Annotated in this window: 2 protein-coding genes; both read right to left on the bottom strand. The window is 54.1% G+C overall.

Annotated elements, in window-relative coordinates:
• Window positions 1–187: 187 nt before the first annotated feature.
• Window positions 188–700, bottom strand: coding sequence for a 2'-5' RNA ligase family protein (locus CHB69_RS19530; protein ID WP_141134067.1), 513 nt, complete (start codon window positions 698–700; stop codon window positions 188–190).
• Window positions 701–754: 54 nt separating this feature from the next.
• Window positions 755–1996: a DGQHR domain-containing protein gene (locus tag CHB69_RS19525; protein ID WP_089217557.1), complete on the bottom strand. Its 1242-nt coding sequence runs from the start codon at window positions 1994–1996 to the stop codon at window positions 755–757.
• Window positions 1997–2146 lie beyond the last annotated feature (150 nt).

Genomic DNA, 2146 nt, shown 5'->3' with positions numbered 1-2146 from the left:
TCGAACAGCGCTCCTCAAGCGATAAATGACGGTATCTCGACATGGCACCACCTGCTTGAGGTGTTGCACTTCGTTTGTGAACTCAGGGGGGTCCATTGAGCGCGACGCCGGTGGACTGGGTCCCGGATCAAGTCCTGGATGACGAAAAAAGCAAAGGTCCGCCCACCACCCCAAAAGCAACCAAAAGTCAGCCCGCGCCGCCGCGGAGCGGCCAGCGGCCGTGTTCGACATGGGTGGTCCGGCCCACGATGCTTTCGGTCAGGATGATTTCGCCCACCGTCCAGCCGATCGGCGGGATCTTCTGTGCGTTCAGCCGGTCGCCGCGATAGTTGATCGTGATGTGCGGTTCGGGGGTGGTGCCGTCCATGATCGGCGCCTTTTCGCGCAGCAGATGGTCGACCAGCGCCTTCTGGAAGGCGCGAGCTTCGGTCAGCGGGTCGCGGGTGCGGAGCGTCACCGCCTTGCGATTCTCGATCCGGTCGAAGCGGAGCGGAAAGGGCGCCGCGGCGAAGCTGTCCAGCGCGGCGATGGTCGCGGGCAGCCACTCGGGCGGCGCAGAGTGCAGGTCGTAGAGCGAGATGAGCGTGGCATGGAGTAGGTGGACCCCGCGTGACGGGTCATTGCGCGGCAGCGCAGCGATCGCCGCCTGCACCTCCGGCGGCGGCTTGGCCATGACGTAGAGGGGATTCCGGGCGCGCATGGGTGTGAGTGTAGCATGGTGTGGGGGCGAGTGGTGCCTTCTGCCTTCAAGCCGTCAGGCGTCATACACGTTTTTCAGCATGGCATCGGCCATCCGATTATACTGGCTAGAATGGTAGCTCCCAAACTTGAAGCCAGACAGACCTGATAGTTTCTTTTTGTAGTGGTCAAAATCTGCCGGGCCGTCCCGCTCGACGACCTTTCTAAACAAAATGATGAAAGCGTTTACCGTTGTCACCGTCAGGACACCGCTGCCCTTTTTCGTTTTAATCTCCCATTTCTGACTGTCGAGATTAGCTTTCGCGGCGCCGAGAAATTTTCTCAGCTCGCTGCTACAGAAATCGACATACTCGCTAAGAGCTCCAAGATCGCCCTTTAGGATGGCCGCCGCCATTTCCGGCTTTACATGCTTGAAAAGCGATTCATCTCCACTGATTCTTACCAGCCGGGCGAGCGCGAACGAAACAATCGAAGAAGTCTTAAGAACGCCGACATCAAAGTAGCTCTTCTGTAACAGTCCCTCAAGCGCACCTTCTCTGGACAGGCGGCTTACGATGCGTTTCCCGATGGATTCGTCGGAGAAAGGCCGAACGATGACGGAGATAGCTTGTTTGAGATCGGACTTTGCGGAGTTCTGTGTCGAGTTTATCTCTAAGAACAATTGAGCTTCGAACTCTTGCTTCTTCGCGTCCGACTCATCTTTTGGATAAATTATGCCCGTCGCCAACATATTCTGCCGATCTCTAAAATTTGCTATGTCGGCATCGTCTGTAACTCCCTCATAATATGCAAAAATCCTATGTTGTCCGTCGATAATTCCGACAGAATTGGGCCTGTCCCTTAGCTTTACGCTTACAGGCTTGGTCTTATCTATTGCAGCGGGATCAATATCGATGCCGCTATCATCGTCTAGTCGCGTATCATGCGGGAGGGTGACAACAACATTATTTACAAATACACGCCTTTTTTCTTTTAGATGAGTGCGAATAGAGCGTATCTTCTTTTTGTCGATCATGCGTTGGTAAAGGCCCTCGGAGTCCATCCAGCCATCGCGCCGCAAAACATAGGCACGCCGCAGGAGTGCTTTTGGCGTGACGTAAAATGACACAAGCTTATAACCCGCAGGAAATTCTGAATGGGCTTCCGGGAGTAGTGATCCCGGATAAGGCGATTCGCCGCCAGTTTCTGGAACGGCGCCATTTTTTCCCACCTCTTCAGGTAAGACGCCTAGGAAATTGAAAAGCTCGTGCCTCGCCGATTTTTCTACTGTATCTGCTAAACTACGAAAGTATTGCATGATACTACGCCATGCAAATGTAACGCGAGGCTCAAGCGTTTGATGCGCCGATTTAAGAGTCTGATTCAAAATTATCGTTCATAATTTCATAGCCTTGCGATGCGGCGAGTGAAGAGTTGTATCGAGGCGACGAAGAGCCATGCGGTTGCC

This window comes from Sphingopyxis indica, assembly GCF_900188185.1.
GTDB classification, from domain to species: domain Bacteria; phylum Pseudomonadota; class Alphaproteobacteria; order Sphingomonadales; family Sphingomonadaceae; genus Sphingopyxis; species Sphingopyxis indica.
The sequence above is the reverse complement of the archived record's forward strand: the minus strand, read 5'-3'. Positions and strand labels throughout refer to the sequence as shown.

Coding starts and splice junctions, on each gene's coding strand:
- CHB69_RS19525 (WP_089217557.1), bottom strand. CDS start 1,996: ATGCAATACTTTCGTAGTTTAGCAGATACAGTAGAAAAATCGGCGAGG.
- CHB69_RS19530 (WP_141134067.1), bottom strand. CDS start 700: ATGCGCGCCCGGAATCCCCTCTACGTCATGGCCAAGCCGCCGCCGGAG.